Genomic DNA, 24,172 nt, shown 5'->3' with positions numbered 1-24,172 from the left:
GATGGCGACCGGTCAGAGCCGGAAGTCAGAGCCGGAAGGCGTCGGCCCGCACATGCCGCATCACCTGACTCGCCACCCGGTACCGGCCGTTAGGCACGTCGCGGGACCTGGTGACATGCACCGCGAGGGGGCCGGCCCACTCGTAGCCCCGGTCCTCGCCGTGGCGCAGCAGGCTGTCGGTGAGGATCTGGTCGACGCGGGCGCCGCGACGCTCGAGTTCCTCATAGGCGAACTCGGCCAGCTCGACGTCGTAGGCATTGGGGACGACGGTCCGGTTCTCGCTGCACACGACCGTGTTGTCGTCGCACTCCTTGCGCAGGGCCTCGACCAGTTCGACCGGTTCCTTGTGCCGCATCTGAGCGAGCAGCGAACCTCCGAAGCGCTCCAGCGCTCGTTCCAGGCCGGTGAGTGAACTCATGGCCTACCTCGCCTCCCGCTCCGCGAAGTCGCCCGGCCGGACCCGGGCCTCCTCCAGGGCCTCACGCAGCGTACGGCCGGTGCCGCCCCGCTCCTGGGGCAGTGCCCGGTCCGGCTGCGCCGGTACCTGGTGTGCGGCCTCGGTCCTACGACGGTCGTCCTCGGGAACGGTCATGCCGGGAAGCTCCTCACTCGTACGTTTCCTGTCGTGGTGTTCCGCTTTCCCCCAGCGGGTGCCCGGGCAACGGGAATCGACGCCTCCCCGGCAGGCCCCGGGCCCCGCCGTCGTCATCACGGCTGGGCCCGGGGCGAACCTTGCCCGTGCGGCACTACAGGAGGTCCCGTGGCACCGTCTCGTTCCACGTACGGGAGAACACCCGGCGCTCACCCTCGTAGCCGTCCAGCGTCGCGGCCACGAAGAAGTCCCGCTCGTCGCAGCTCAGGCGGGTGCTCGTCTCCACGCGGACGTCCCAGTCGTCGCGCCTGAAACGCATCGTCCAGCTCGACTCGCCGGTGGCCGACGTGAAGTCGTCGGCGACGGAGGTGTACCGCTCGTAGGCGCGGCGGCCGACGTCGAGATTGATCTCGTCGAAGTGGACGAGTCCCTGGTCCTTCACGATCTCCAGCTCGGCCCGGTAGTCGACCATGTCGCGTTTCACCTCCCACCGTCCCTCGGGAGCGGTCAGCCGGGTGGTGCGCACCGGAGGCGTGCCCTCGGGCTCCTCGAACGGGTTCGCCGCGATCTCGTCCGGCTCGTCCGTCGGGCGGACGGGGAGCGTGAGCGTGCTGGACCCCTCGTACACGCTCAGCAGGGCGGGCTCGGGAGGCGGCCAGGCGAGCGGCCAGTACGAGGTGGACAGCGACAGCCGGACCCGGTGCCCGGGCGGGAACGCCTGCGCCACACCGTTGAGCTGCACTGTCGCGCGGTAACGCGTGCCGGGCTCCAGGGCCTCGGGGTTCTCGGCGCTCTCCCTGCGGGTGATGTTGAGCAGGCCGTAGGTGACGCGGGTGGCTGCGCCGTCCGGGCTCACGTCGGACAGGCGAGCGGCCACCATGGCGACCGGCCGGTCGGCCGAGAGGTCGAGTTCCACGGTCGGCGAGCCGAGGATCTCCAGCCGTTCGGTCAGCGGCTCGGTCTCGAAGACGAGGGAGCCGCCGTCCTCCTCGCGCTGGTCGTACGGCAGGTCCGGCGGCGCGTTGTAGGAGGCCCACTTGCCCGCGAACTGGCCGACGGACAGCGGGGAACGCACCGTCATCGCGGCGCCCTCGCCGGCCGTCGCGTCCTCGCTGCCGGGGTCGCCGCCCGCGTCCCGCGGGTCGCCGATCCGATGGCGGGTCAGCGGATACGTCATGGGGTAGACGTGCGGGGACGGCCAGGTGGGCTCCGCGACCCAGCGGCCCGGGCGCTCCTCGTACGACGTGGACGGGGGCACGCTGTCCTGCATCCAGGTGCGCAGCATGGGGCCGTCCATGACGCCGTTGTCGACGCCCTTGAGCCAGTGGTCCCACCAGCGCACGACTTCCTGGAGGTAGCCGATGGCGGGCCCGGGCTCGCCGAGGTGGGGAAACTTGTGCGACCAGGGGCCGATGAGCCCCTTGCGGGGCACGTCCAGATGGCCGAGCAGCCGCGTCACGGCGTTGGAGTAGCCGTCCGCCCAGCCGCTGGAGGCGAGGACGGGACAGCGGACGGCCCGGTAGTCCTCGGAGACCGAGGCGTGGCGCCAGTAGTCGTCACGGCGCTGGTGGCGCAGCCAGGGCAGGACCCAGGGGCCGGTGTTCTCCAGGCGTTCGTGCCACATCTCGCGCCACCGGTCGCCGACCACCGCGGGGTCGGGGGGGCAGGTGGCGTAGGCGAACATGGTGCCGGCCTCGGCAAGGTTGTCCGACAGCATGGCGCCGCCCATGTAGTGCATGTCGTCGGCGTGCCGGTCGTCGGTGAAGGACGCGATGACGACGGCGCGCAGGCTCGGCGGCTGCCGGGCGGCCACCTGGAGGGCGGCGAAGGCACCCCAGGAGAGGCCCATCATGCCGGTGTTGCCGTCGCACCAGGGCTGGTCGGCGAGCCAGGCGAGGACCGCTTCCGCGTCGGCCTGCTCCTGTTCCAGGTACTCGTCCCTCAGTACCCCTTCCGAATCACCCGTGCCGCGCAGGTCGACGCGCACACAGGCATAGCCGTGCCCGGCGATGTAGGGGTGGTGCATGGAGTCGCGTACCGAGGTGAGGTCGCGTTTGCGGTAGGGGATGTACTCCAGCACCGCGGGCACGGGCTCGTTGTCCGAAGAGGTGGGGCGCCAGACGCGGGCCGACAGCTGGACACCGTCGGGCATCGGGATGCGGACGTCCTCCTCTTCCTTGGTCGCGTACGGCAGGTTGCTCACGTAACGCATGCGGTGGTCTTGCTCCTTAGTCGTGCGGTCGTTCCTGGGGGCTCTCGTCGAAGGTGAGTCCCAGGGCGGCAACGCAGTGGTCGTACTTCTCCCGCAGCTCCTTCTCGCTGTTCCCGCCGGTGAAGATGTGCGCCAGCTCGTAGCTGTAGCTGTCCTGCTGCGACAGGTCGGAGAGGGCCTGTCCCTCCTCGGTGGTGACGTCCACCCGCACGCCGTCGGCCTCGTTCTCGATACGGGCGAGGTCCTCGGCCGAGGGCACGTTGCGCACCACTCCGTCGGTGAACCACCGGTAGTACCACTTCGCGGCCATCGCGTAGGGGCCCTCGCGCTGGGGCATGCGCGGGTCCTCCCCGAGGGCGAGGCCGAGCATGCTGTGGTGGTTGGGCACACCGTCGACGTACTGGAACAGCTCGGCGTGGGACTGGGAGTGCCGGGGGTTGATCTCCAGCAGGTTGATCTCCTGCGTCTTGGGGTCGTAGAAGTACTCGACGCTGAAGGTGGCCTCGTCGAAGCCGATCTGGCGCATGGTGCGCTCGGTGACGTCGTGCAGCTGGGCGATCATCGGTGGCGGCAGCGTCGAGGGGTACTGGTGACGCTGGAAGCTCGACGTGCCGGGGTAGTTGATGGAGTCCAGTACGCCGTAGACGGTCACCTCGCCCTTGTGGACGTATCCCTCGACGGCGACCTGCAGGCCCGTCATCGCCTCTTCGGCGAGGCAGACCTGGGCGCCGACCCCGTCCATCTCGGGCGGCAGCTCCAGCTGGTCGAGGATGTACTCGAAGGGGCGGCCGACCCGGCTGATGCCCTCGCGTATCTGCCGGACGGCGTCACGGAACTCGTCCATGTCCTTGACGCCGAAGGCGAGTTCGGAGGAGTACGACAGCGCGGGCTTGACCCACATCGGGAAGCGCACGTTCTCGGGCGGCTTCGGGTCGTCGGTGTCCAGGTCGACCCGGCCGAACCGGGGGTGCCGGTCCGTGACCTTCTGCTGCTCCAGCCGGCTCCAGTACTTGTGCTCGCACTTGACCACCGACTCCAGGCCGGTGCTGCGGGTTCCGTACCGCTCGGCGAGGATGGGGACGAGGGTGCTGACCGGGAAGTCCCAGTAGCCGACGATCGCGTCGATGCTCCCGTCGAAAGCGTCCAGCACGGCCCGGGCCTTGTCGATGAGCTCCGGGACCGAGACCTCCCCGCCCTGCAGTTCCTCGACCGTCAACAACGGGTGGTATCGCAGCGACTTGGCTGCCGGCGCCGCTTCGAGCGTCGGCAGGTTGGCGTCGTCGAGACCGATCACGAACACGTTCTTCACGTCGTTCACGTCGTTCACGTCACTCACGTTCTTTTCTTGCACCAGTCACCTTCCAGTTCTTCCACGGCTCTTCCGGAAGATCGTCGGAGTACCCCTGAGCGGCGCGGCCAACCTCCCCCCGCCCGACGGAGGTGTGACGTCGGTCCGCCGGGACACCCGTGACCGCATGTTCATGCAGTGGCGTTCCACCGCGTTGCCCGTGTCCCCGCGCGAACGGGAGTAGACATGCTCATCCTTGTCGTGGCCTTCCTTCTGCTGACCGTGCTGATCGGGTCGGCCGCCTACCTTCCCTGGCCCGTGACCCTCGTGGCCGGCGTGGCCATCACCGTCTGGCTGGCGGTCTTCGCCGTCCGTGAGCGGCGCCGGTCCGGCCGCACCCGAAGGGCGTGACGTGATGCGACTGACAGCGCCCGGCCGGCGGGAGGCCGACACGCGGGAGACCGGCAGGCGGGACACCGAGGGGATGGCCGTGGCCTCCTTCGTCCTCGGCCTGGTCGGTCTCCTCGTCCTGAACTTCGTCCTCGGCCCCATCGCCATCGTCCTGGCCACCATGGCCCTGCGCCGGGACACGCCCCGTCGCTCCAGAGCGCTGCTCGGGCTGTGGCTCGGCATCGCCGACATCGTGGTGCTCGCCGTTCTCATGGCGGCGAACGGCACCACGTCGTGGAGCATCCTCGGCTGACCACGGTGTCACGCCGACCGGTACGGCCCGGCGAACGGCCCCACCGGCTGCGCCTCCCCCGAGCGGGGGGATATACGGTCAAATCGGCGCATACCTTGTGAGGAATTCCTGTACGACCCAGAGGAGTGGACGAACGTGACGGACGTATCGAGCACCGGCCCCACCCCGGACGACGACCGGGAGGTACTCACCAACCGGCAGGGACACCCGGTCCACGACAACCAGAATCAGCGGACCGTCGGTGCCCGCGGCCCCGCGACGCTGGAGAACTACCAGTTCCTCGAGAAGATCAGCCACTTCGACCGCGAGCGCATCCCCGAGCGCGTCGTGCACGCCCGCGGCGTGACCGCCTACGGCTACTTCGAGGCGTACGGCTCCTGGGGCGACGAGCCGATCGGCCGCTTCACCCGCGCCAAGCTCTTCGCGGAGCGCGGCAGGCGCACGGACCTGGCCGTCCGCTTCTCCACGGTGATCGGCGGCCGGGACTCCTCCGAGGCGGCCCGCGATCCGCGCGGCTTCGCGGTGAAGTTCTACACCGAGGACGGCAACTGGGACATGGTCGGCAACAACCTGGGCGTGTTCTTCATCCGGGACGCGATCAAGTTCCCGGACGTGATCCACGCCCTCAAGCCCGACCCGGTCACCTTCGAACAGCAGCCGCGCCGGATCTTCGACTTCATGTCGCAGACACCCGAGTCCATGCACATGCTGATCAACCTCTTCAGCCCGCGCGGCATCCCTGCCGACTACCGCCACATGCAGGGCTTCGGCGTCAACACCTACAAATGGGTGAACGAGGAGGGCGGCACGGTCCTGGTCAAGTACCACTGGATGCCCAAGCAGGGCGTGCGCAGCATGACCGAGGAGGACGCGGCCAACGTCCAGGCCGGCAGCCTCGGTCACGCCACCAAGGACCTCTACGAGGCGGTGGAGCGCGGCGACCACCCGGAGTGGGAACTGCTGGTCCAGATGATGGACGACCACGACCACCCCGAGCTCGACTTCGATCCGCTGGACGACACCAAGACCTGGCCGGAGCAGGACTTCCCGCCGAAGCCGGTCGGCAGGATGGTGCTCGACCGGATGCCGGACAACTACTTCGCGGAGAACGAGCAGATCTCCTTCGGTACCGGTGTCCTGGTGGACGGCCTGGACTTCTCCGACGACAAGATGCTCGTCGGCCGGACCTTCTCCTACAGCGACACACAGCGTTACCGGGTCGGGCCGAACTATCTCCAACTCCCGGTCAACCAGGCCAAGAACGCCGAGGTCCGTACGAACCAGCGTGACGGCCAGATGACGTACCACGTGGACGGCGGCGGCGAGAATCCGGTCGTGAACTACGAGCCGTCGATCACCGGTGGCCTGCGCGAGGGGCAGTACCCCACACTCGACGAGCAGGGACCGGAGATCCACGGCCGGCTCACCCGCAAGCGGATCCCCCGCACGAACGACTACATGCAGGCCGGGCAGCGCTACCTCCTGATGGAGGAGTGGGAGCGGGACGACCTGGTGAAGAACTTCGTCGCGCTGCTGTCCCAGTGCGACCGGCCGGTGCAGGAGCGGATGGTCTGGCACTTCCTGCTGGTCGAGAACGAACTCGGCCTGAAGGTGGGCGAAGGGCTCAAGATCAGTCCCCAGGACGTGGCCGGCCTTCAGCCGCTGGCTGGCCAGGACCTCACCGAGGAGGATCGCGAGCGGCTCGCCAAGCTGGGTGAGAACCCGCCCCGGGACGTCGCCGGGCTGACCATGACCCACTGCGTCCCCAACACGCGGCACACGGTCACGCGCTGAGCGCCGGGCAACGAGTGGCGTCACGGCTCCGCGGCCGGTTCACAGCCGGCCGCGGAGCCGTGTCCGCCAACAGGGTCAGCAGTACAGGTTGTTGCCCGTCGTCGTGCCGAGGATCTGCGTGAACCGCTGGTAGTTGTTCACCCTGCTCTGCACCTGGGCGGGGTTCTTGCCGTCGCACTCCAGCGAACCGTTGATGGAGCGGATCGTGTGACCGAAGCCCGCCCCGTTGACCATCGCGTTGTGGCCGGTCATGGAGCCGGGGCCGGACTGGGTGTTCCAGTACCAGAGACCCGTCTTCCAGGCCACGGCGGCGTCGTTCTGCACGAGCCAGGGGTTGTTCAGGAGGTCGATGCCGAGCGCGTCGCCCGCTGCCTTGTAGTTGAAGTTCCAGCTGAGCTGGATCGGCCCGCGCCCGTAGTAGGCGGCCTGGCCGGCCGGACAGCCGTACGGCCGGCCCCAGTCGCAGTAGTGCGGGTAGTTGGCGGTGTTCTGCTCGACGATGTGGACCAGCCCGCCGGTCTCGTGACTGACGTTGGCGAGGAAGGCCGCGGCCTCCTGCTTCTTCACCGTGTCGCTGCCGGTGTTCGCGAAGGCCGGGTAGGCGCTCATCGCGGCCTTCAGCCCGCTGTAGGTGTAGAAGGAGTTCCGGCCCGGGAACATCTGGTTGAACTGCGCTTCGCTCACCACGAACCCGGAGGGGTTGGTGGGTCCGCCGTCACAGGCGTACGGCTCCCAGAACCAGGTGCTGATGGTGGGGTCGTAGCCCGGGTTGTCGTGCTCGGCGATGTACGCCTTGCCGTCGGTGTACCGGACGATATTTCCGGTGACGTAGGCCTTGCCCGCCACCCAGTTCGGGTAGCTCGAACAGGCCGCGGCGGACGCGCCCGACGCCGGCAGGATCACCGGCGCGGCGCATCCGAGGACGACCGCGGCCACGAACGCAGAGATACGACGCCTCGACACAGGACCAACTCCTTCGCGGAGCACGGCCGCACCCGTACGAGGGCAGAGCGGAGCAGACCTTGTACGCGCGCCGGTGACACCGGCCGCGGCGCACGGAGCGGCCGTGGTGGGGGGTGTGGAGGCACACTCAACTCCCTTGGTCTGGACCAGTCAAGGGTGTAGACCAGTCAACTCGCCCCGCAGCCGCCCTCCGCCCGCTCCGCCTCAACTCAGCGGCTTCTCCAGCACGGCCTTGCGGTGGCTGAACGTCTCGATCGAGTAGCGGCCGTGGTAGTTGCCCATGCCGCTCTCCCCCACGCCCCCGAAGGGCAGGTCGGAGACCGTGAGATGGGCGAGCGGCAGACCGAAGCCCAGGCCTCCGGAGGACGTCTCCTCGGCGAGCCGCTCCCGGGTCACGTCCGACTCGGTGAAGACGTACAGGGCGAGGGGCTTGTCGCGGTCGTTGATGAACCCGATGGCGTCGTCCAGCCCGGGGACGGTCACGATCGGCAGAACCGGGCCGAAGATCTCCTCGCGCATGACCGGCGCGTCGGGCTCGACGTCGGCCAGGACGGTCGGCGCGATGTACTTCGTCGCGCGGTCGCTGTCGCCGCCCACGACGACCCGGCCGGAGCCGAGCAGCCCGCTGAGCCGGTCGAAGTGCCGCTCGTTGATGATCCGGCCGTACTCGGGGGAGCTCGCCGCGTCGGCCCCGAACAGCGCCTCCACGGCCTTGGCCAGCGCGGGCTCCAGGGCGCGGGCGGTCTCCGGGTCGGTCAGGACGTAGTCGGGGGCGACGCAGGTCTGCCCGGCGTTGAGGAACTTGCCGCGCACCAGACGGTCGGCGACGACGGCCGGGTCGGTGTCCCGGTCCACGAACGCCGGGGACTTGCCGCCGAGTTCGAGGGTGACCGGGGTGAGGTGCCGGGCGGCGGCGGTCATCACGATGCGTCCGACCGTGCCGTTGCCGGTGTAGAAGATGTGGTCGAACCGCTCGGCGAGCAGGGCCGTCGTCTCGGGGACACCGCCCTCGACGACGGCGACGGCCTCGGTGTCGAGGAACCGGGGCAGCAGCCGGGCGAGCTCGGCGGAGGTGGCCGGGGCCATTTCGCTGGGCTTGACGACGACCGCGTTGCCCGCGGCCAGGGCGCCCAGCATCGGGGCGAGCAGGAGCTGCGCCGGGTAGTTCCAGGGGGCGATGACCAGGACGACACCGAGCGGGTCGTACCGCGTCCAGGCCGTCGCGTCGGCGCCGAGGTGCGCGGGGACGGGGGCGGACTCGGGGCGCAGCCACCCGTCGAGGTGCTCCAGGGTGTGGTCGATCTCCCGCACGACGAAGTCGATCTCCGTACGGAAGGCCTCGGTGGAGCTCTTGCCCAGGTCGGTGTGGAGGGCCGCGGCCAGGTCCTCGCCGTGCGCGGTGAGCATCTCGCGCAGGCGGCTCAGCTGGCCGGTACGCCATTCGACGGGCTTGGTGCGGCCTGAGCGGAAGGTGGCGCGCAGCCGGGCCACGACGTCGGCGGGCTGCTCGGGGGTGGGCTGGTTCACGGTGCCTCGCTGGTCGGGGCGGGCCGGCGGCCCGCGCACGGTGGATCGAGCGACAAGCTCGATGTATATACCAACCATTTATACGGCATCATTCATTCCGCACAGGCCGAAACGGTCGCCCGTGAGCGACAGGTCACACCAAGGGCCCACCGGGACCCCTCGGACGGCGGATTTCCGCGCCACCCCGCCGGGCGGGTCCGTCGGCCGGAGCGGGAGCGCCGGCGGCGGCGTAGGCGGGCCGCCGCCCCGGGCAGTCAGCGGTCGGCGCGCCACTGGTGGACGCCGTCGGCACGCGCCACCTGTACGCATCGCCGCGCGGAGTGAGCGGGGCGCGGTCGGGCCGCCGTTTGCGAGCCGGGCGTCATGCTCCCGTCCGCGTGTAGTGGTGGGCCCGGACCCTGCGCAGCCACGCCTCGACGGGTGCCTCGTCGGCCTGCTCCGGCAGGACGCTGCGGGTCTCGTCGAAGGCGGACTCGTAGTGCTTGAGCAGGGGCAGCGCGGCCATGGCGTCGGCCGCCACCTGTTCGCCGAAGCGGTGGTACTCCTCGGGGTTCTCGACGCGGATGCTCAGGCGGCCGGTGGCGTACAGCTCGAAGCCCTGGTGGCACAGGCGCCGCAGGTGCCGGGCGTGCTTGGCGGTCCGCTTGCGGGTGTCCGCGGAGAACGAGTTGTCGCCCCGGTCGTAGAGCCGCTTGAACTGCTGGGTGGCGAAACCGAGATAGGCGTCACGGACCCGCTTCGCGGAGAGGAGGGTCGTGCGCAGACCGATCAGCTCGTCGCCCAGCGGCGTGCGGACCTCGTACAACTCCTCGGGCAGCCACACCAGTTCGGTCACGGTCGGGTTGCCGCCCAGGGCGAGCCTGCACCACTTGGCCGCTTCGTGGAGCGTGCTGTCGGGCTTGGTGGTGACGTGGGACTCCTTCGGCCCGTGGAGGCCGTGCAGGTCTTCGGTGGGGGCGGCGAACATGCCGAGCCGGTCCACGTCGGAGCCCTCGTGGGCCAGGCCGTAGGCGGTCGAACCGACGATGCCGGACAGCAGGATGTTCCTGGTGGTCACAGCCGTCCCCCCTTTTTCACCCTTGTCGCCTCGCCCCGTCTGCCTGGTGCGAGCCGGGGGGCTCACTCAAGGTCATCACCCGGGAGGCGCGGAGTACAGCGGTTTTCCCGGCGCCACGGCCTCGGACACAGGGCGGTGTCTCGTCGCGTTTCATCGCGTCGTGGCCCTCGCCGCGCGGACCGGGTGGCCGCTGAGCTGCGGGTCTGCGCGGGCCCCGGCCTCCTTCGTCCCTTCTCGTCGCAACTCGAAACAGAGGTTCGAACGACCGTCACAGTCGAAGGAAGCCGGCCGGCTGCCCCATCCCTTTCCGAAGTCAGGACATCACCATGCGCAGTGACAAGAGGAAGTCGGACCGCCGACGCGACCGGTCGCTCACCGAGGCCCGTTCGGCCGCCCTCAGCGGCGTCGTCAGCGGGCTGGTGCGCGCTGTCGTGGACTGGTTGCGCACGGCGATCTAGCGTGCCGGTCCTTCGGGGATCCGGGCCGTGGCAGGCGGCCCGGATCCACCCATCCACTCACCAGAACAGCCAGCAAATCCCGGACGCGGGAGGACTTACGGACCAATGAGCACGAACCCACCCTCCGGCATCGACCGGATCACGGGATCCGTTCGAACTCACATCCCACAAAGGCCTCTTCGCGACGATGATGGTGGCATGAAGCGGGGTGAGTCGGCATCGGGCACGAGTCGTCACAAGGCGATCGCCGGCACGTCACGTCTGATCGCTCGCCCTCGGGTCGCGCCAGGTCCGCTGCGTGAGCTCAAGGACCTCACGTACGAGGCCTATGTCTCGGCGGGAGCGCCCACGCTCAATGAGCTGAGCGACCGGATGATCGACGACGACGAGGTGGACGCCTGTCCGTCCAGGGACACCATCGCCCGTCTGATCGGTATGCCCGAGGCCCCCGCCAAACAGGCGGATGTGGTGGCCCTCGTCGAGCTGCTCACCGCCATGGCCGGTGGGGACGGCCCTGCAGCCGGGCGGCAGGCGGCCCGGTTGTGGACCAGGATCCAGCTCGCCGAACCGCTGGGGCGTCACATCTCGGCACTCGATCCCTACGAGTTGGACGTGCACCGAGTCGTCGCCCTGGAGGGCCACACCGGTCTCACCCCGTACCTGGACCGTGACCACGACACGAGACTGCGCGAGATCGTCACCGACGCCGTGACCGGACTGAGCCGACTCGCCATGCTGGTCGGCAACTCCTCCACCGGCAAGACCAGGGCCTGCTGGGAGGCGCTCCGTCAGCTGCCCTCAGGCTGGCGCCTGTGGAGACCCGCCGACCCCGAACGCGCGACGGACGCTCTCGCGGACCTCGATCACGTCGGCCCCCGCACCGTGGTCTGGCTCGACGAGGCCCACCACCACCTCCTGTCGCGCAGTCAGGGTGAAGCGATCGCCGACAAGGTCCGTGGCCTGCTGGCAGACGGCTCCCGGGCTCCCGTCCTGGTGCTCGGCACCATCTGGTCCGGCCTCGAGTACTTCGAACTGCTGACCCGTGCACCTGCGCTCAACGAACCGGACCCGCACAAACAGGCGCGGCGTCTGCTGGCCGGTCAGCACCTGCACGTACCGAGTTCCTTCGGCCCCGACGCGATCGAGGCCCTGCGGACGTCCTCGGACCCCCGGCTCATCACCGCCGCCCGGTTCGCGTCCGACGGCATGGTCGCCCAGTATCTCGCCGGGGCGCCGACGCTGCTCGACATCTACAACGCGGCGGTCCCCGAGACCAGGGCACTGCTGCAGGCCGCCATGGACGCACGCCGTCTGGGCCACCCACGCGGGATCCCGCTTCCGTTCCTGACCGCCGCCGCCGAGGCCTACATCAGTGACACGGACTGGGACCTCACGGACGACCACGACTGGCCCGAGAAGCCGTTGGCGATCCTCACCAAGCCCGTCATGGGGGCGCGAGGACCACTGCACCCTCTGAAACGGCCACGAGGCGCCGGGCCTCGCAGTGCGCGGGGCGTGCCGCAGGCGTATCGCCTCGCGGACTACCTGGATCAGTACGGGCGTTCGGAGCGCCTGCTCGACCACGTTCCCGAACTGTTCTGGCAGGCGGCGAGAACCCATTGCGGACCGGAAGTCGCAGGTCTCTTCGCGTTGGAAGCGGCGAACCGGGGAGTCGTCCGGCATGCCTGCTCCCTGTGGATCAGAGCGGGGCGCCACGACCGTGCCGCCGAGCTCCTGGCCGAGGCCGGCCGTCTGACGGAGGCTCTGGACTGGATCGACAAGGCGGCTTCCGCCGGCCGCACCGACTGCCTCTCGGTGGCCGGCGACTGGCTCATGCGTGCAGGTCGCGTGGATGAGGCCCAGCGCTGGTACGAACGTGCCGTCGCTGCAGGGCACTCGGGGATTCTCTGTCATGTGGCCGACCAGCTCCTCCTGGCGGATCGCGTACAGGAGGCCCTGAGCTGGTACGAGCGGGCCATCGAGGCCGATCACTTCGAGTCGCTTCCCCACGCGGCGCAACAGCTGGTGGCCGCCGGTCTCCTCGACCGGGCCGGTCCTCCCTGGTCACTGCCCCTGCGAACGGCGGCGGAGATCGACCACTGGGCGACGAAGTCGACGCAGTGGTACACGACGGCCACCGTCGCCGGCAGCTCCGAGGCCCTGCGGCAGGTGACGGACGGTCTCGTCGGCGCGGCACGGCCCGACGAGGCGCTCCGGTGGTTCGAGCTGGCCGCCGAGGCGGGCCACACCGAAGCCCTGCAGCTCGCCGCCGAACTCCTCATCGGCGAGGGCCGTTTGGACGAGGCCCTCGACTGGTGCGAGCGTGCCCTGGCCGCGGGCCATGCGGACGCCCTGCAGAAGGTCGCCGGCCGCGTGGAGGACCCCAGCGAGAACATCGACTGGTTCGAACGGGCCGCGGCGCTCGGCCAGTTGTCGGTTCTCCGCCCGGCCGCCGAGCACCTCGCCGCCGTGGGGCGCCTGGACGAGGCGCTGGACCGGTACGGCCGCATCGCCGACGCCGGTTGTACGGAGGTCCTGACGGAGGCCGCCGATCACCTCGCCGACGCCGGTCGTATGGACGAGGCACTGGGCTGGTACGAGCGCGCCGCCGCCGCGGGTCATGTGGAGGCACTGCAGCTCGTGGCCGACTGCCGCGCCAACATGGGCGATCTCGACACGGCTCTCGCCTGGTACGAACGGGCTTGGGCGGCGGGCCAGCCGGAGGCCCTGATGGCGGCTGCCACCGAGTTGTCCACGTCCGGCCGGGAAGAGGAGGCACTGCACTGGTACCGGCGAGCGGCCGAGGCCGGCTACGCGGAGGCGTGTGTCCACGCGGCGGTTGAGCTGATCCTGGCGGATCGCAGTGCCGAGGCCGTCGACTGGTGCCACAAGGTGATCGAAAGTGGCGGGTGGCCCGCGAAACGGGTCGCTCTCTACGAGCAGATCGCTCAGCAGCTCGCACACCTGGGGTACTTGGACGAGGCGTCGGAGTGGGGCGACCTCGCCGCGTCCGAAGGTCCCACGCACGTACATGCCGAGGTCGGCGGCCATCTCCTGGCCGAGGGACGGCGCGCGGACGCTCTGCTCTGCTTCGACCGCGCGGCGGCGGCGGGCGGTACCGATGTTCTGGCGTCCGTCGGAGCTGAACTGGCCAAGGCCGAAGGCCTGGACCAAGCACTCCCCTGGTACGAACGCGCGGCGGCAGCCGGCCACACCAACGCCCTCACCGAAGCCGCGAACCAGCTGGCAGACGGCAAGCGCCTCGACGAAGCACTCCCCTGGTACGAACGCGCGGCGGCAGCCGGCCACACCAACGCCCTCGCCGAGGCCGCCGACCAGCTCAGCAAGGTCAAGCGCCTCGACGAAGCACTCCCCTGGTACGAACGCGCGGCGGCAGCCGGCCACACCAACGCCCTCGCCGAAGCGGCCGGCCGACTCGTCAGAGCCGAGCGCCTCGACGAAGCACTCCCCTGGTACCGGCGCGCGGCGGTGGCCGGTGCGGCCGCGCCGGACGAAGCACAGGATGTCCTGCGCAAGCTGGGCAACGCCGACCTGGCCGCCCGATTACACGCCTACGGGTACACCCCGGAGGGGGACATAGCAGCCGAGTGGACGACCGCGGACTGCGAATGAGCGTGGCCGTGCCGCGCTGAGGCGTTCGGTGTGAGCAAGGCGCTAGCTCGCGAACGGGACCTGTGCCGCGGGGGTGGCCCTGCCGGTGAACGGGTGCTGCCACAGTCCCCGCGCGGCGAGCCGGGGCAGGACTCCCTCGCCGAACCAGTACGCCTCCTCCAGGTGCGGGTAGCCGGAGAGCACGAACTCGTCGATGCCCAGGTCGTGGTACTCGGCGATGCGCTCGGCGACCTCGTCGTGGCTGCCCACGAGGGCGGTGCCCGCGCCGCCGCGCACGAGACCGATGCCGGCCCACAGGTTGGGGTAGATCTCCAGACCGTCCCGGCTGCCGCCTCCGTGCAGGGCGAGCATCCGCTGCTGCCCCTCGGACTCGCTGCGGGCGAGCCCGGCCTGTACGGACTTCACCGTCTGCGGGTCGAAGCCGGCGAGCAGCCGCTCGGCCTCCGCCCAGGCCTGCTCGGAGGTGTCGCGTGTGATGACGTGCAACCGGATGCCGAACCGGACGTCGCGGCCCTCCTTCTCCGCCAGTGCGCGGACCCACGCGATCTTCTCGGCGACCTGCGCGGGCGGTTCGCCCCAGGTGAGGTAGACGTCCACGTGCCGGGCGGCGATCTCGCCCGCGATGGGGGACGATCCGCCGAAGTACACCTCGGGGACCGGGTCGGGCAGCCGGGCGAGGCGGGCGTCCTCGACCCGCAGGAACTCGCCGGACAGGTCGACGGTCCTGCCCTCCCACAGGCCCCGCACGATCTGCAGGAACTCGCCGGTGCGGCGGTAGCGGGCGTCCTTGTCGAGGAAGTCGCCGTACGCGCGCTGCTCGTGGCTCTCGCCGCCGGTGACGACGTTGAGGAGGAGCCGTCCGCCGGACTGCCGCTGGAACGTGGACGCCATCTGCGCGGCGAGCGTCGGCGACACGGACCCCGGCCGGAAGGCGACCAGGAACTTCAGCCGCTCGGTGTGCTGGCTGACCATCGCGGTGGTCAGCCAGGCGTCCTCGCACCAGGCGCCGGTGGGCGTGAGCGCGCCGACGAAGCCGAGGTCCTCGGCCGCCCGGGCGATCTGGCTCAGATAGGCGACCGTCGGCGGCCGGTCCCGCCCGGACACCGTGGCCGGGGTGCCGTGTCCGCCCCCGACGACATGGCGGCTGTCTCCGTTGGTGGGCAGGAACCAGTGAAAGGTGAGGGACACGGGGGCGTTCTCCGATCGAGGGTGTTCTTCGAGGTGGGGCGGGATGCCGGCCTCAGAGGAGGCCGTGGCGCGGCGGCGGGGTGCCGTTGAGCACGTACCGGCCGATGTGCTGGATCTTCCAGCGGGCCGGGTCGTGCAGTGTGTGCGTCCGGGCGTCACGCCAATGCCGGTGCAGATTGAGGGAGTTGAGGGCGGAGCGGGTGCCGGCCACCTCGAAGAGCGCGCTCGACACCTCGACGGCGGTGGCAGCGGCGTGAGCCTTCGCGGCGGCCACCGCGACGGACGCCTCGGCGGCCGTCGCGTCCGTGAGGTCGGCGCGGGCGGTGTCGACCTCACGGGCCGCCACGCCCAGGAGCGCCTCGGTGGCCCGCACCTGGACGGCCAGTTCCCCGAACCGCTGGATGAGCAGGGGGTCCTCGGCCGCGGTCTCGAAGCCGCTCTCGAACCACGGTCGGCTCTTGGTACGGACGAACTCCACGGCCTCGGAGAGCGCGCCCGCCGCGATCCCGGCGTCGATGGCGGCGTGCAGCAACTGGGCGACCGCGCCGTGCAGTTGCGGGCCTTCGAAGGTGAGGTGGTGGGGAACGACCCGGTCGGCGGGTACGGACACGGCGTCGAGGCGGACGGTCCCGCTGGCCGTGGTGCGCTGGCCCATGCCGTCCCAGTCGTCGACGACCGTGACCCCCGCGGCGCCCCGGGGCACGAACGCGACGTGCAGCCTGTCGTCCGCGGCGCGGGCTAGGACGGGAATCCAGTCGGCGAAGAGGGCGCCCGTGGCGTAGTGCTTGACCCCGGTGAGGACGTACGAGCCGTCCGGGAGCCGCTCCAGTCGGGTGCGGATGTCCTGGACGTGTTTCGTGCCGGCCTCCGACTGGGCGTTGCCGAAGCGGCGCCCGGCGAGCACCTCGCCGAAGAAGAACGCGCGCTGCTGCGGGGTCCCCTGGCGGCGGAGCACGTTGACGTAGACGAAGTGGCTCTGCGGGATCTGGGCCAGGCCGGCGTCGGCGGACGCGAGGAGCCGGAAGATCTCGGCGAGCGTCTCCTGGCGTACGTCGGCGCCGCCGTACTCGGCCGGCACGGTGACGGCGAGCAGTCCGGAGGCGGAGAGCCGGTCCACCTCCTCGTGCGGGAGGGCGCGTTCGCTGTCGCGCCGGGAAGCTCCGGCCCGGAACCCGTCGGCCAGGGCCGCCGCGACGGCCAGGGCCTCGGCGTCGTCGGCGATGACGTCGGCGGCGACGGCGGCGGTCCTCGCGGGGTCCCCCGTGGAGGCTCCCACGGCGGTCCTGGCGGACGTGTTCGCGGACACGGTCAGCCCGCCGCGGCCAGGACCGGTGTGCGGCCCAGCGCCTCGGAGAACTGGTCGAGCACCTGGGTCAGCGCCTCGGTGGCCTCGGGCGCCACGGCGAGTCCGCCGTCCTCACCCACCGAGATGTCCTTGTCGAGGGTGAACCAGCCCTGGACCACGTGGCGGGCGCCCATGGAGCTGAGCACCGGCCGCAGGGCGTAGTCGATGGCCAGCACATGTGCAGTCGTACCACCGGTCGCCAGGGGCAGCACCGTCTTCCCCGTGAGTGCGTACTGCGGGAGCAGGTCGAGCAGTGCCTTGAGGACTCCGGAGTAGGCGGCCTTGTAGACGGGGGTGCCGATGACGACGCCGTCGGCACGTGCGAAGAGGGCGGTGGCCTCGACGATCGCCGGATGCCGGAAGTCGGCGCCGAGCAGTGCCTCCGCAGGGATCGTACGGACGTCGAGCGGAATCACCTCGTGGCCCTGTGCCGTCAGCCGGGCGTCGAGGTGGCGCAGAAGACGGTTGGTGCGGGAGGAGGCGGAGGGACTGCCGGATACGGACAGAACGGTGGCCATGGGTTCTCTTTCGGAACGGGGGTGCCTCCGCGCGGGAGGCGCCCCGGGGTGAGCGGTCAGGAGTACCAGGTGGGTCCGGGCAGTTCGCCCTCGAACAGCCAGCGGCCCGCTTCTCGCCGCTTGTTGGCGACAGCGGAGTGCAAAAGGAGCCGGACTCAGGCGTGGACCGCCACGGATTCGCTTTCGGTGTCCGGGAGTCGGGCTTCCAGTTCGCGTACGAGGGGCAGCACACGGCGGCCGAAGTACTCGACCTCCTCGTGGTAGTGGAGGAAGCCGAGGAGAAGCAGGTCGACGCCGAGGCGCTTGTAGGCCACGATCCGCTCGGCGACCTGCTCCGGGGTGCCGATCAGCCCGGTACGGAAGCCGTCGTTGTACTGGACGAGGTCCTCGAAGGAGGAGTCCTGCCACATGCCCTTGCCGTCGGCGGTGGACCGGCCGGCCTGCTTGACGGCGGCGCCGAAGCCCTCGACGGCCTCGCGGTCGGCGTGTGCCACGATCTCGCGCAGGGTTTCGCGGGCCTCGGCCTCGGTGTCACGGGCGATCAGGAAGCCGTTGAGGCCGAACTTCGGTGCCGTACGGCCGACTTGGGCGGCCGACGCGCGTACGTCCGCGAGCTGTTCGACGACGCCGTCGAAGTCCTTGCCGTTGGAGAAGTACCAGTCGGAGACCCGGCCGGCCATGGCGCGCGCGGCGCTGGAGTTGCCGCCCTGGAAGATCTCCGGGTGGGGGCGTTCGGGAGTGTTGAGGGGCTTGGGCTTGAGGGAGAAGTCACGCAACCGGTAGAAGTCACCGGCGAGTTCGGTGTGGTCCTCGGTCCAGATCTGGCGCAGGGCCTGGATGAACTCCTCGGAGCGGCGGTAGCGCTCGTCGTGCTCCAGCCACGGTTCACCGAGGGCGGTGAACTCGTCCTTGAACCAGCCGCTGACGACGTTCACCGCGAAGCGGCCGTTGGACAGGTGGTCGGCCGTGGCGCCGAGTTTGGCGAGTACCCCTGGGTGCCACAGGCCCGGGTGGACCGCCGCGATGACCTTGAGACGCTGGGTGGCGAGCAGCAGGGCGAGGCTGAAGCTGGTCGACTCGTGCTGGAACTCGGCGCCGTAGCTGGCCATGTAGCGGACCTGGCTGAGGGCGTAGTCGAAGCCGTTGTTCTCAGCGAGGACGGCGAGTTCGCGGTTGTAGTCGTAGCCCCAGTCGGTGCGTTGTTCGATCGTGCTGGTGACGAGACCGCCGCTGACGTTGGGGACCCAGTAAGCGAAGCGGACGGGATCTGCGGAAAGGTTCTCTGCAGGCATGCGGAACTCCTGTTGCGGGAATTCGGGCAGCCGAATTCGGCAGGGCGTGGGGAATTGCCGAATCAGGGCAGCGCAAGGCGACTCACGGCTGTCGGCAGCCGCGGAAGAAAAGGTGGGGTGAGGCGCAGCGGATCCGGAGGATCAGGCCGCGAGGCAACAGGCGGCGCTGGAGACACGCGCGAGGTCGACATGGCGTCGCCGCGTGAGGTCCAGTCGCATCATCATGTTCTCGATCGTGGCAGGCATCGGTCCGGACCGTCAAGGAATACCCGGTCGGTCTCGTATCCCGGACCGGTCAATTGCACGACGGTGCGCCGGACGTCCTTCGAACAGGGTGGCGCGGGTACGGAATTCCGCGGGAGTGCGAACAGCGCAGCTGGAACCGGGACGGGCGGGGCGATGTGAGCGTGTCGCCGTCCGGCCGTCGTGATCGGCGGCCCGTCGGAGGAACGGTCCGCGGTGGAGCGGCACGCGCCGACGGGACGACGTTCAGTCCTCGTCGCCCGCCCGGATCACCACGAGGAAGGCGTCCGACTCCAGGTCCATCACGACCGCCGCGGCCTCTCCCTCGTCCCGGCGTCGCGCCGCGTACTCCTCGGCGGGCCAGGAGCCTCGCGGGGCTCCTGCGGGAAAGCGCTTCAGCACCTTCGCACTCATGACGGCGGACTCCTCCCGGACCGGTCGGCGACCCTGTCGCCTTCATCTTCTGCGTTGTCGACTCTTCTGCCCCCGATCTGCGCGCACATGTGCCGGTACCCGCGGCACGATGCCGCGGGTACACGACGGACACGACAGACACGACAGACACGACAGACACGACAGACACGACAGACGCGGTGAGCCGCGGGCCCGGCCGTCACCGGCCGTCAGCCGGCAGGGCGCGCACCGCCTCCCGCCGTGGCCTGCTCGCGCTGCCCGGCGGCCCCGCCGTCGGGCCCCTCGTCCCGCTTCCGGCTCAGCCGGCCCGGCCACCAGGCGGCCCTCCCTATGTCCAGCGTCAGCGCCGGCACGAGCAGGGACCGCACCACAAGGGTGTCGAGCAGGACACCGAAGGCGACGATGAACGCGATCTGCACGAGGAAGGCCAGCGGGATCACTCCGAGGGCGGCGAAGGTGGCGGCCAGTACGACACCGGCCGAGGTGATCACGCCACCCGTGGCGACCAGACCGCGCAGGACGCCCTCACGCACGCCGTGCCGCAGCGACTCCTCCCGCACCCGGGACATGAGGAAGATGTTGTAGTCGACTCCCAGGGCCACCAGGAACACGAAGCCGTACAGCGGCACGGACGAGTCGGTGCCGGAGAAGCCGAGGACGTGCTGGAAGACGAGAGACGAAATGCCCAGGGTGGCAAGGAAGTTGAGAGCCACCGTCGCCACCAGGACGGCGGGCAGGAGCAGCGAGCGCAGCAGCAGGGCGAGGATGGCGAAGATGATGGCGAGCACCACGGGGACGATGAGCGTGCGGTCCCGCTCGGCCGTGCGCTGGGTGTCGTACTGCTGAGCCGTGTAGCCCCCGACGAGGGCGTCGGCGCCGGGCACGGCGTGGACCGCGGTACGCAGACGCACCACGGTGTCCTTGGCCTCGTCGCTGTCGGCGGCGGAGCGGAGGGTGACGTCGATGCGTACCCGGCCGTCGACGATCCGGGGTTCACCACCGGGGCGGCCCGACCCGGTGACGCCGGCGGCGTCCGCGACACCCTGGGTCCGCCGGGCCGCGGCGACGACCTGATCGAGCCGGTCGGCGTCGGCGACGACCACGGCGGGGTTTCCGGAGCCGCCCGGGAAGTGCTCGCCGAGGGTGCGCTGTGCGGCGACGGAGGGCGCGTCGTTCACGAAGATCTCGTCGAGGGGTACGCCCTTGGAGGTGAGGGTCGGCGCGAAGGCCGCGCAGGCGAGCAGACCGGCCAGGGAGAACGCCCAGACCTTGCGTGGAGCCCTGTCCACCAGGTGTGCGACCCGGGTCCACAGGCCCGACACGCTGCCACCGCCGTCGGTGGAGCGGGGCTTGGCCGGCCAGTAGGCGGCCCGCCCGAGGAGGACGAGGACCGCGGGCAGGAACGTCAGTGAGCTGACGACGGCGCAGACGATGCCGATCGCGCCCACCGGTCCGAGGGCGCGATTGTTCGTCAGGTCGCTGAGGAACAGGGCCAGCAGACCGAGGGCAACGGTCGCGCCGCTGGCGACGACGGCGCCCCAGGACTCGCGCAGCGCGGCTCGTACGGCGCCGAACCGGTCGGCCCCGGTGGTCAGTTCCTCGCGGTACCGGGCGGTGAGCAGGAGGGCGTAGTCGGTGGCCGCGCCGATCACCAGGATGGAGAGGATGCCCTGGACCTGTCCGTCGACCCGGAGTATGTCGCGTGCGGCGAGTGCGTAGACGATCGCGCAGGCCAGGCCGAGCGCGAGGACCGAGCCGACGATGATCACCAGGGGCAGCAGCACACTGCGGTGGACGAGCAGCAGGATGACGAGGACGGTGACCAGCGCGACGACCAGCAGCAGTCCGTCGATGCCGGCGAAGGCGTCGGAGAGGTCCGCCTGGCTGGCGGCGGGCCCGGCCAGCTGGACCGTCGCGCCGTCGACGCGCTCGGCCGCTTTCCGGATCCTTTCGAGGGCGACCGGGAGGTTCTCTTCGAGGTCGGGCCGCAGCTGGACGACGCCCTGGAGCGCCTTGGCGTCGTCGGAGACGATCGCGGGCGACGGGGTGCCGACGACGCCCGGTGCGCCGGCGAGCGAGGCGAGTTCCCGGGTGGCGGCGCTTCGCAGAGCGTCGGCCGTCGCGGAGTCGTCGGGGGTCCAGACGACGATCGCGGGCAGCGTCTCGTCCTGCTGGAAGGCGCGCTGTTCGTCGATGACCGCGGTGGATTCGGCGCTGCGGGGCAGGAAGGCGGCCTGGTCGTTGGTCGCCACCTCGCCGAGCCGGCCGGCGAAGGGGCCCAGCGCGCCGCCGATGCCCAGCCAGGCGATGAGCAGGACGACGGGGACGAGCAGACGGGCCCGCCGGGGCGAGATGGTCATCGTTCTCCAGAGGGATCGATCCGGTAACTCAACAATGAACAATCTTAATCATTGAGATACATGGGTGCCGCGAGCATAGACGACACGTCTTCTTCCGCCATGACCCGGCCCATGGATGCGGGCGGCCCGCGAAAACCCGGTGTCCGGCCCGGCTGGATCACCGTGGCGGGGAGCGGGGCGTCCGGCCGTTCAGCGCCCGGACGAACGCAGCGTCGACAGCTCCTCGTTCATCGCCGCGAGGAAGCGCAGCACCACGGCCAGTTCGTCGGCCGTGAACTGCGACCGGGCGGCCTCCGTGGCGTCGGCGAGGGGACGGAAGTGCGACCGCGCCGCCGACCGCGCGTCGGCGGCGTAGTACAGGTGGACCACCCGGCGGTCGGCGCTCTCCCTGACCCGGCGGATGTGTCCCGCGCGCTCCAGCCGGTCCACGCAGGCGGTCACGGCGCCGGAGGTCAGTCCGAGGTGCTCGCGCAGCCCGCCCGGTGTCATCGGCCCGTCGGAGTCCAGGATCGCCGCCAGCGCCTGGACGTCCGTGGCGTGCAGGCCCTGGTCGGCCGCGAACCCGTGCACCAGGCGGTTGATCTCGCCGTTCATCCGCCGCAGACGCACGGCGAACGCCTGCAGATCGGTCACCGCGGTGCCGTCCCCGGCCGGGCCCTCGCGGGGCTCCCGATCTCCTGCCCGGCTCTCCCGGTCGTCTGCGCTGGCCACACGCTCAGCCTATAGAAGGCTCCGCCCTCCCCGGCCCGGGCCGTCACCGGTCCCGACCGCCCGGGAACCGGTCGCACGCTGTGGCCCGCTCGGCGCATCCGCGGCGGCGCCCGCCGGGGAAGGGATCACCGGGAGAAGTGACGCCGAGACGGAGGACGGACCACCCATGAGCAGCGACCTCACCGTGCCCGCGCCGCGCTGTCTGGTGACGGGCGCGACGGGATACATCGGCGGACGTCTCGTCCCCGAGCTCCTGGACGCGGGACACCGGGTGCGCTGCATGGCCCGCTCCCCCGGCGCGCTGCGAGACCATCCGTGGGCGGGCGACGCCGAAGTGGTACACGGCGATGTCACGGACGCCGAGTCGGTCGCCGAGGCGATGCGGGGCGTCGACGTCGCGTACTACCTGGTGCACGCGCTGGGCACGGGCAAGGGCTTCGAGGAGACCGACCGCAGGGCGGCGCGGATCTTCGGGGAGCAGGCCCGCGCGGCGGGGGTACGCCGGATCGTCTACCTGGGCGGACTCACACCCGCCGGGGTGCCCGACGAGGAGCTGTCGCCGCACCTGCGGTCCCGGGCCGAGGTCGGCCGCATCCTCCTGGACTCCGGCGTCCCGACGACGGTGCTGCGGGCGGCGGTCATCATCGGTTCGGGCTCGGCCTCCTTCGAGATGCTGCGCTACCTCACCGAGCGGCTGCCCGTGATGGTCACACCCAGCTGGGTCCACACGCGGATCCAGCCGGTCGCGGTGCGGGACGTCCTGCGCACGCTCGTGGGCAGTGCGCGCATGCCGGACGACGTCAGCCGGGCCTTCGACATCGGCGGGCCGGAGATCCTGACGTACCGGCAGATGATGGTGCGGTACGCGGCCGTCGCCGGTCTTCCGCGGCGGCTGATCCTGCCCGTGCCGGTCCTCACGCCGACGCTCTCCAGCTACTGGGTCGGCCTGGTCACCCCCGTTCCGCGGTCCATCGCGCGCCCGCTGACCGAGTCGCTGCGCCACGAGGTCGTCTGCCACGAGCACGACATCGCCCGGTACGTGCCCGACCCGCCGGGCAGGCCGATCGGCTTCGAGGAGTCGGTGAGGCTGGCCCTGCAACGCGTCCGGGACGCCCGGGTCACCACCCGCTGGTCGTCCGCGTCGGTGCCCGGTGCCCCCAGCGACCCGCTGCCCACGGACCCCGACTGGGCGGGTGGCAGCCTCTACACCGACCGGCGCGAACTCGTGGTCGATGCCACGCCAGAGGCCCTGTGGCGAGTGATCGAGGGCATCGGCGGCGAGAACGGCTGGTACTCCTTCCCCCTCGCCTGGGCCGTGCGCGGCCGGCTGGACCGGCTGGTGGGCGGTGTGGGGCTGCGCCGCGGACGCCGTGACGCCGCACGACTGCGGGTCGGTGACTCGCTCGACTTCTGGCGCGTCGAGGAGATCGAACCGGGCCGGCTGCTGCGGCTGCGCGCCGAGATGCGCCTGCCGGGCCTCGCCTGGCTGGAGATGTCCACGGACACGGACGACGACGGCCGCGTCCGCTACCGCCAGCGTGCCCTGTTCCATCCGCACGGACTGCTCGGCCACGCCTACTGGTGGAGCGTGTCGCCGTTCCACGCCGTGGTGTTCGGCGGCATGGCCCGCAACATCGCACGGACCGCCGCCAAGGCGGGCCCCGCCGCGACACCGCGGGACACGCCCACCGAGTGACTTACGCAAGACGCCCGAAACACAACAAAAAAGTCGACCCGCGCATCCGCCCGCCCTGCCGACCGAGAAGTACCTCATCGCTGAGACAGCGCGGTCCGGCCCACCTCGGCGCCACCGCCGCCCCCTGCCTCCGACGCCCCCCCCCTCCCCTCGTCTGCTCGCCTCCCCGTCCCGTCGC

21 protein-coding genes are annotated in these 24,172 nt (G+C 70.7%); 6 read left to right on the top strand and 15 right to left on the bottom strand.

Annotation, left to right across the window (positions count from 1 at the left end; all coding sequences use genetic code 11):
* Positions 1-25: 25 nt before the first annotated feature.
* The 4 genes from KUF83_RS27105 to KUF83_RS27090 form a co-directional block, all read right to left on the bottom strand.
* Positions 26-418 (bottom strand): DUF3662 domain-containing protein, encoded by a 393-nt coding sequence (locus tag KUF83_RS27105; RefSeq protein ID WP_217457543.1) that lies wholly within the window; start codon positions 416-418, stop codon positions 26-28.
* A 3-nt stretch (positions 419-421) separates the two neighbouring features.
* Entirely contained in the window at positions 422-592 is a 171-nt protein-coding gene (locus KUF83_RS27100; RefSeq protein WP_217457542.1) for a hypothetical protein, read from the bottom strand.
* 154 nt (positions 593-746) lie between these two features.
* Positions 747-2,804 carry a CocE/NonD family hydrolase gene (locus tag KUF83_RS27095; protein ID WP_217457541.1) on the bottom strand — a complete coding sequence of 686 codons (2,058 nt, stop codon included), beginning with the start codon at positions 2,802-2,804 and terminating at the stop codon, positions 747-749.
* 16 nt (positions 2,805-2,820) lie between these two features.
* Complete coding sequence (locus KUF83_RS27090) at positions 2,821-4,140, bottom strand: acetyl-CoA carboxylase biotin carboxylase subunit family protein (protein WP_374106169.1); 1,320 nt, start codon at positions 4,138-4,140, stop codon at positions 2,821-2,823.
* A 198-nt stretch (positions 4,141-4,338) separates the two neighbouring features.
* On the opposite strand from KUF83_RS27090, the gene KUF83_RS27085 reads away from it, so the two are divergent.
* The 3 genes from KUF83_RS27085 (at position 4,339) to KUF83_RS27075 (ending at position 6,589) form a co-directional block, all read left to right on the top strand.
* Positions 4,339-4,503 (top strand): hypothetical protein, encoded by a 165-nt coding sequence (locus tag KUF83_RS27085; RefSeq protein ID WP_217457540.1) that lies wholly within the window; start codon positions 4,339-4,341, stop codon positions 4,501-4,503.
* A 4-nt stretch (positions 4,504-4,507) separates the two neighbouring features.
* Complete coding sequence (locus tag KUF83_RS27080; protein ID WP_217457539.1) at positions 4,508-4,795, top strand: DUF4190 domain-containing protein; 288 nt, start codon at positions 4,508-4,510, stop codon at positions 4,793-4,795.
* Between the two features lie 135 nt (positions 4,796-4,930).
* The gene (locus tag KUF83_RS27075; RefSeq protein WP_217457538.1) at positions 4,931-6,589 is read left to right on the top strand and encodes a catalase; all 1,659 of its coding nucleotides are present in this window, start codon (positions 4,931-4,933) and stop codon (positions 6,587-6,589) included.
* Between the two features lie 75 nt (positions 6,590-6,664).
* On the opposite strand, the gene KUF83_RS27070 is transcribed toward KUF83_RS27075, so the two are convergent.
* The 3 genes from KUF83_RS27070 to KUF83_RS27060 all read right to left on the bottom strand — a co-directional run bounded on the left by KUF83_RS27070 (position 6,665) and on the right by KUF83_RS27060 (position 10,136).
* Positions 6,665-7,552 (bottom strand): glycoside hydrolase family 19 protein, encoded by an 888-nt coding sequence (locus KUF83_RS27070; protein WP_217457537.1) that lies wholly within the window; start codon positions 7,550-7,552, stop codon positions 6,665-6,667.
* A 204-nt stretch (positions 7,553-7,756) separates the two neighbouring features.
* Positions 7,757-9,157 carry an aldehyde dehydrogenase family protein gene (locus KUF83_RS27065; RefSeq protein ID WP_217457536.1) on the bottom strand — a complete coding sequence of 467 codons (1,401 nt, stop codon included), beginning with the start codon at positions 9,155-9,157 and terminating at the stop codon, positions 7,757-7,759.
* Positions 9,158-9,440: 283 nt separating this feature from the next.
* Positions 9,441-10,136 carry a DNA polymerase beta superfamily protein gene (locus KUF83_RS27060; RefSeq protein ID WP_217457535.1) on the bottom strand — a complete coding sequence of 232 codons (696 nt, stop codon included), beginning with the start codon at positions 10,134-10,136 and terminating at the stop codon, positions 9,441-9,443.
* 326 nt (positions 10,137-10,462) lie between these two features.
* Here KUF83_RS27060 and KUF83_RS42635 point away from each other — a divergent pair, with 326 nt between their 5' ends.
* Both KUF83_RS42635 and KUF83_RS27055 read left to right on the top strand, forming a co-directional pair.
* The gene (locus KUF83_RS42635; protein ID WP_302828547.1) at positions 10,463-10,594 is read left to right on the top strand and encodes a hypothetical protein; all 132 of its coding nucleotides are present in this window, start codon (positions 10,463-10,465) and stop codon (positions 10,592-10,594) included.
* 198 nt (positions 10,595-10,792) lie between these two features.
* A complete protein-coding gene (locus tag KUF83_RS27055) occupies positions 10,793-14,227 on the top strand; it encodes an SEL1-like repeat protein (RefSeq protein ID WP_217457534.1) in 3,435 nt (1,144 codons plus the stop codon).
* 42 nt (positions 14,228-14,269) lie between these two features.
* Here KUF83_RS27055 and KUF83_RS27050 read toward each other — a convergent pair whose 3' ends face one another.
* The 8 genes from KUF83_RS27050 to KUF83_RS27020 form a co-directional block, all read right to left on the bottom strand.
* On the bottom strand, positions 14,270-15,415 hold the full coding sequence (locus KUF83_RS27050; protein WP_217457533.1) for an LLM class flavin-dependent oxidoreductase: 1,146 nt from the start codon (positions 15,413-15,415) through the stop codon (positions 14,270-14,272).
* A gap of 52 nt (positions 15,416-15,467) precedes the next feature.
* A complete protein-coding gene (locus tag KUF83_RS27045) occupies positions 15,468-16,691 on the bottom strand; it encodes an SfnB family sulfur acquisition oxidoreductase (protein ID WP_217457532.1) in 1,224 nt (407 codons plus the stop codon).
* A 32-nt stretch (positions 16,692-16,723) separates the two neighbouring features.
* Complete coding sequence (gene ssuE, locus KUF83_RS27040) at positions 16,724-17,278, bottom strand: NADPH-dependent FMN reductase (RefSeq protein ID WP_217457531.1); 555 nt, start codon at positions 17,276-17,278, stop codon at positions 16,724-16,726.
* Positions 17,279-17,433: 155 nt separating this feature from the next.
* Positions 17,434-18,570, bottom strand: a complete 1,137-nt coding sequence (gene sfnG, locus KUF83_RS27035) for a dimethylsulfone monooxygenase SfnG (RefSeq protein ID WP_217457530.1) — start codon at positions 18,568-18,570, stop codon at positions 17,434-17,436.
* Positions 18,571-18,711: 141 nt separating this feature from the next.
* Positions 18,712-18,816 carry a putative leader peptide gene (locus KUF83_RS43040; protein WP_351779361.1) on the bottom strand — a complete coding sequence of 35 codons (105 nt, stop codon included), beginning with the start codon at positions 18,814-18,816 and terminating at the stop codon, positions 18,712-18,714.
* A gap of 243 nt (positions 18,817-19,059) precedes the next feature.
* The gene (locus KUF83_RS27030; RefSeq protein ID WP_217457529.1) at positions 19,060-19,227 is read right to left on the bottom strand and encodes a hypothetical protein; all 168 of its coding nucleotides are present in this window, start codon (positions 19,225-19,227) and stop codon (positions 19,060-19,062) included.
* Between the two features lie 209 nt (positions 19,228-19,436).
* The gene (locus tag KUF83_RS27025; protein WP_217457528.1) at positions 19,437-21,587 is read right to left on the bottom strand and encodes an MMPL family transporter; all 2,151 of its coding nucleotides are present in this window, start codon (positions 21,585-21,587) and stop codon (positions 19,437-19,439) included.
* A gap of 189 nt (positions 21,588-21,776) precedes the next feature.
* The gene (locus KUF83_RS27020) at positions 21,777-22,298 is read right to left on the bottom strand and encodes a helix-turn-helix domain-containing protein (RefSeq protein ID WP_308403143.1); all 522 of its coding nucleotides are present in this window, start codon (positions 22,296-22,298) and stop codon (positions 21,777-21,779) included.
* A 166-nt stretch (positions 22,299-22,464) separates the two neighbouring features.
* On the opposite strand from KUF83_RS27020, the gene KUF83_RS27015 reads away from it, so the two are divergent.
* On the top strand, positions 22,465-23,994 hold the full coding sequence (locus tag KUF83_RS27015; protein ID WP_217457527.1) for an SDR family oxidoreductase: 1,530 nt from the start codon (positions 22,465-22,467) through the stop codon (positions 23,992-23,994).
* Positions 23,995-24,172 lie beyond the last annotated feature (178 nt).

Source organism: Streptomyces sp. BV286, assembly GCF_019090165.1.
Lineage (GTDB): Bacteria > Actinomycetota > Actinomycetes > Streptomycetales > Streptomycetaceae > Streptomyces.
The sequence above is the reverse complement of the archived record's forward strand: the minus strand, read 5'-3'. Positions and strand labels throughout refer to the sequence as shown.

What these genes read in the sequence shown, in the direction of transcription:
- KUF83_RS27025 (WP_217457528.1), bottom strand. Translation starts at nt 21,587, where the DNA reads ATGACCATCTCGCCCCGGCGGGCCCGTCTGCTCGTCCCCGTCGTCCTG.
- KUF83_RS43040 (WP_351779361.1), bottom strand. Translation starts at nt 18,816, where the DNA reads ATGCCTGCCACGATCGAGAACATGATGATGCGACTGGACCTCACGCGG.
- KUF83_RS27065 (WP_217457536.1), bottom strand. Translation starts at nt 9,157, where the DNA reads ATGGTTGGTATATACATCGAGCTTGTCGCTCGATCCACCGTGCGCGGG.
- KUF83_RS27105 (WP_217457543.1), bottom strand. Translation starts at nt 418, where the DNA reads ATGAGTTCACTCACCGGCCTGGAACGAGCGCTGGAGCGCTTCGGAGGT.
- KUF83_RS27030 (WP_217457529.1), bottom strand. Translation starts at nt 19,227, where the DNA reads ATGAGTGCGAAGGTGCTGAAGCGCTTTCCCGCAGGAGCCCCGCGAGGC.
- KUF83_RS27080 (WP_217457539.1), top strand. Translation starts at nt 4,508, where the DNA reads ATGCGACTGACAGCGCCCGGCCGGCGGGAGGCCGACACGCGGGAGACC.
- KUF83_RS27085 (WP_217457540.1), top strand. Translation starts at nt 4,339, where the DNA reads ATGCTCATCCTTGTCGTGGCCTTCCTTCTGCTGACCGTGCTGATCGGG.
- KUF83_RS27100 (WP_217457542.1), bottom strand. Translation starts at nt 592, where the DNA reads ATGACCGTTCCCGAGGACGACCGTCGTAGGACCGAGGCCGCACACCAG.
- KUF83_RS42635 (WP_302828547.1), top strand. Translation starts at nt 10,463, where the DNA reads ATGCGCAGTGACAAGAGGAAGTCGGACCGCCGACGCGACCGGTCGCTC.
- KUF83_RS27055 (WP_217457534.1), top strand. Translation starts at nt 10,793, where the DNA reads ATGAAGCGGGGTGAGTCGGCATCGGGCACGAGTCGTCACAAGGCGATC.
- ssuE (WP_217457531.1), bottom strand. Translation starts at nt 17,278, where the DNA reads ATGGCCACCGTTCTGTCCGTATCCGGCAGTCCCTCCGCCTCCTCCCGC.
- sfnG (WP_217457530.1), bottom strand. Translation starts at nt 18,570, where the DNA reads ATGCCTGCAGAGAACCTTTCCGCAGATCCCGTCCGCTTCGCTTACTGG.
- KUF83_RS27015 (WP_217457527.1), top strand. Translation starts at nt 22,465, where the DNA reads ATGAGCAGCGACCTCACCGTGCCCGCGCCGCGCTGTCTGGTGACGGGC.
- KUF83_RS27095 (WP_217457541.1), bottom strand. Translation starts at nt 2,804, where the DNA reads ATGCGTTACGTGAGCAACCTGCCGTACGCGACCAAGGAAGAGGAGGAC.